General features: G+C 37.6%; 6 protein-coding genes. All 6 read right to left on the bottom strand.

What is annotated here, in order from left to right:
- Positions 1-1,512 (bottom strand): M4 family metallopeptidase (locus tag ACESMA_RS21390; protein WP_372950921.1); only part of this gene is annotated, 1,512 nt, incomplete at its 3' end.
- Positions 1,513-1,704 (bottom strand): hypothetical protein, encoded by a 192-nt coding sequence (locus tag ACESMA_RS21385; protein WP_372950920.1) that lies wholly within the window; start codon positions 1,702-1,704, stop codon positions 1,513-1,515.
- 6 nt (positions 1,705-1,710) lie between these two features.
- Positions 1,711-2,130: a hypothetical protein gene (locus tag ACESMA_RS21380; RefSeq protein WP_372950919.1), complete on the bottom strand. Its 420-nt coding sequence runs from the start codon at positions 2,128-2,130 to the stop codon at positions 1,711-1,713.
- Positions 2,063-2,305, bottom strand: a complete 243-nt coding sequence (locus tag ACESMA_RS21375; protein ID WP_372950918.1) for a hypothetical protein — start codon at positions 2,303-2,305, stop codon at positions 2,063-2,065. Before ACESMA_RS21375 ends, ACESMA_RS21380 begins: the two co-directional genes overlap by 68 nt.
- 163 nt (positions 2,306-2,468) lie before the next feature.
- A complete protein-coding gene (locus ACESMA_RS21370) occupies positions 2,469-2,612 on the bottom strand; it encodes a hypothetical protein (RefSeq protein WP_372950917.1) in 144 nt (47 codons plus the stop codon).
- A gap of 37 nt (positions 2,613-2,649) precedes the next feature.
- Positions 2,650-3,129: a hypothetical protein gene (locus tag ACESMA_RS21365; protein ID WP_372950916.1), complete on the bottom strand. Its 480-nt coding sequence runs from the start codon at positions 3,127-3,129 to the stop codon at positions 2,650-2,652.
- Positions 3,130-3,623: the final 494 nt, after the last annotated feature.

Raw genomic sequence — 3,623 nt, 5'->3', positions numbered from 1 at the left:
AGGATTGTTTGCGGTAAACGTTGAACCGGAATAACAAACCGCGCTTGGGCCTGAAATGGTTGGCTGGGTGGGGTTAGTGCCAACACCGACAGCATACCATGCTGCTTCAACCTGACGGGTATGGAAAGAATTTGAACCAAACAGAGCTCCACTTGCCGCCGCATTTATAGTTTGTGTCCTTATCCCAGGATAAGTGCTTTGGTTATCCAAATAATTATTAAACACTGCTTCTACAATCAAATCTTCGGCTGCATCCATACCAATACCATAAACAGTATAACTGTTTCCATTGTCATTTGTCCCCGAGCCGCCATTAACAAGCAGATAAAACCAGTGTGAAAAAACGCCGGATTTTACATACTGGTTTCCGGCATTATAGGTACTGCTTAAATATGTATCCGATATTTCCGTTTCAGCATTCGTGTCTTCGGGATTCTGTATATTTCTTATACAGTCATAATTTAGTATTACACCTTCACCTATTTCCCATACCAAACTGGGAGAAATCCGGTTTTCCAAAATAATGCCCCAGATATCGCTTAACCCCTCATGAAATATTTGAAAATCGCCGCTGTATGCCCAGCCAATCTGGAAATCGGTAATCCCATGTCCGTATTCATGGGCTACTGCGTCGAGGCTGGCTACCGGATTAAATTTTACAGCTCCATCTCCAAATAACAACACATTTAAATTTAGGTTCCAAAATGCATTATCTCTATCGTTATCTGTACTGCCATAGTGGAAATACGCATCAATATCGAAATCATTGTCATCGTAACTGCTAATGGAGTGCTCATTTAAAAGATAGTCATAAATTTCCTGCAATGCCCAGTGGATATCCAAGCCCATGTCGTCTTCACTGGCAGCATATTCATTGGCAGTCCAGTTATTATCGGCATCGGTTAGTTCAACCCTGCTGTTTATATTGGCACTGCCGTTCAAATCCCACGTGTGGATAACCGCATTTCGGCTCGAGTCGCATAAGTTGTAAGTATTGTTATAGTGCTGTGCTGTTGCCTGTCTTGTCCCGTTATACCGGGTTTCGAATGTTCCTGTGGCCGAGTAACCAGTTATGCTTGGTTCAGTAAACAATACTTTTCCGTTTTGTGCATCGATGTACCCTATTTCATCGTTGTTGGGATGCCCGGTAATCAAATATACTTGGTAAACCAAAACCGGAGAATACACTGTGTCCTTCCCAAAAATATTCAAAATTTCCTTTATGAGTAAATCAGCCTTAAATCCGGCAACTTTCTCAACGGGGATTTCTTTGTAATCTGAAAATGCCTGTTTGGCCTCCTCCCTGGTTATTGACGGGGTAGTGCTTAGCCCTTCAATTTTAATGAAATTACCGTGGGCAAGATACATCCTGCCTTTTTCAAAATGAAAATTATAACCTGCCCCGTCAACTTTTACCCCGTTGTAAAATTGGTCGTAATGTTCGTGGCGGAAATTTTTGTTCCGTTGTTTTTGCGGCTGCAACACAAAATTAGTGGCAGGTGCCGGTTTCAATTATTCCTCAAAAAAAGCTTTTGCAGTTTCAGGTACTGTTACTCTTTTCGATTCAGGAGATTGCGGGGAAGGAAACTTCACATATTCCACGATCCCTTTGCCGTTTCGCTTAATTATAATACTATCGTTATTTTGTCCTTCAATGTACAAAACGGAAAAGCTAAAAATTATAAGTAAAAATATTGTTTTCATTGTGGTTTATTTTATTCGTTTAAATGTAACGTCGTTAAATATTGCAGCAACATTTCTATATTTTAAATATATTTTATTGTTGCTGTCTGCAAAAACATAGCTATACTCGAAAAAAGGCATATATTGTCCTTTTTGAGGGACGTATATATATTCATGGAGAAGAGTATCAATACTGTACTTTTTATAATAATACTCACCGGTTTCATATTCATATTCGCGTAGTACACTGTCAGGCAGATATTCTTTATAACCTGAGGGGTTTTCCACCGACCTCATGTCCGGATAATTACCTATTTCGACTATTTCCCATTTTCCAAGGATAATTTGGGAAGGGTCGGTTTCAAGCGGTTCGTCGTCTTTACACCCTGTCCAGGCAATTAGCAGGAGCAGGGATAATACGCTTAGTTTTAAATTTTTGATTTTCATGATGTTTGCTTTGAAAAATAAAGAAATTTTTGTTTTTTCTTTTTAAATCATCTACAACATTCAAAGAGCCGAAGTTACCAGGTAAAAGAGCAATTAAGAACGGGTTGTGTTTGGGGCGCCAGGCGAAACAACCTTGTTGCTGCCGGGGCATTTTTAGGGTTTGTTTACGGTTCATGTTTCATTTTTAATCGTTTTTAAAATGGTTTTGTTTGGTAGATGTTTTTTGTTAACAAAAGGTTGCGTGGCAAATATTTTTTTGTTTGTGGGTTCATCCTGTTTTGGTTTTTTTAATCAAACCTTCAAGGTTTCCAAAACCTTGAAGGTTTGCTCATAAACATCTATCTTTTCACCACCAGCTTGCCTGTTAATATTTCATCTTTATATCTTACCTGCACCATGTAAATCCTCTCTTTCCAGCCGGCGATTTGTATTTTGGCGCTTTGCCCCCGCAGGTTGGTTTGTTTCGCTTTTAACTGTTGCATTTCCGAGTACACTTCCAAATCCCATGGGGTGTTTTCATTAGAAACTAAAATTAAAGGTTAAACTATAAGGTAATTCAAGCTTGGATATGTAATAGCTATGATATTGGCGATTATCAGGATTTACATCACCACCCTCTTCTTTATTCCACCAGTAAAAATTTTTTAGTCCGGCTTCAAAAGCAACTGATAAACTATTGGTAATAAAAACCTTTACCCCCGCGAAAGGGACAAAAGACAGGTTGTAATATTCGGCAACATGTGGATAATCCATGTCATCTGTAATTCCAACGAAAGCACCTAAATCAGCGCCATAATAAAAAACGGCCCTATCAAGCTGTTTTTGAAATTCGTACCCGAATGACAGTGAAAAATTGGTTTGTTGCTTTTTCGCTGTTAAATCATAGTTTTCATTATTCTGGGTAATTTTATATTTATCAATCCAATACGATGCTCCAATTCCCAATCGGTAAGCACCTTTAATTTGGTTTTCTTTAATGTTGTTAATTTTAAACAACATCTTTTCAGGGTAGCCCTCGGAGAAGAAATTTTGCAAATCTATTGCAATTTCATATTTTGATTTGTCGTTTTTTGAATCAATTTTCTGTGCCTTTAATATGGGGTGTTGAAGAAAAAAAAGAATAACACACAAGCATGTAATAAAAATAATTTTTTTTTGATTTTTCATTTTTTTGTTTTTAAGTTTTTAAATATCAATAATAAAACATTACAGGATTAAGTTTAATTTTTTTTTTAGTATTCCCGGTAACAGAAAGTTGCCAGGCAAAAGAGCAATTAAGAGCGGGTTGTGTTTGGGGCGCCGGGCGAAACAACCTTGTTGTTGCCGGGTCATTCTTTGATTTTTCAGGGGCCGTGTTTCATTTTTTTTACAGATTAAAATTATTTGTTTTTGGTTAAGATGAGCCAATATGTAAAATAGTTGCGTGGAGAAATATGTTTTTTGTCATGTCTTTTTCAGGCGTTCAAAAGGTTGGTGTGATTTTCCTTGTTGCG

The sequence above is a fragment of the Mariniphaga sp. genome, assembly GCF_041687215.1.
GTDB lineage: Bacteria > Bacteroidota > Bacteroidia > Bacteroidales > Prolixibacteraceae > Mariniphaga.
This window is presented reverse-complemented; position numbering and strand designations above follow the sequence as displayed.

Excerpts from the sequence above, each read along its gene's own strand:
- ACESMA_RS21385 (WP_372950920.1), bottom strand. The coding sequence starts at position 1,704 with ATGAAAACAATATTTTTACTTATAATTTTTAGCTTTTCCGTTTTGTAC.
- ACESMA_RS21380 (WP_372950919.1), bottom strand. The coding sequence starts at position 2,130 with ATGAAAATCAAAAATTTAAAACTAAGCGTATTATCCCTGCTCCTGCTA.
- ACESMA_RS21375 (WP_372950918.1), bottom strand. The coding sequence starts at position 2,305 with ATGAACCGTAAACAAACCCTAAAAATGCCCCGGCAGCAACAAGGTTGT.
- ACESMA_RS21370 (WP_372950917.1), bottom strand. The coding sequence starts at position 2,612 with ATGCAACAGTTAAAAGCGAAACAAACCAACCTGCGGGGGCAAAGCGCC.
- ACESMA_RS21365 (WP_372950916.1), bottom strand. The coding sequence starts at position 3,129 with ATGTTGTTTAAAATTAACAACATTAAAGAAAACCAAATTAAAGGTGCT.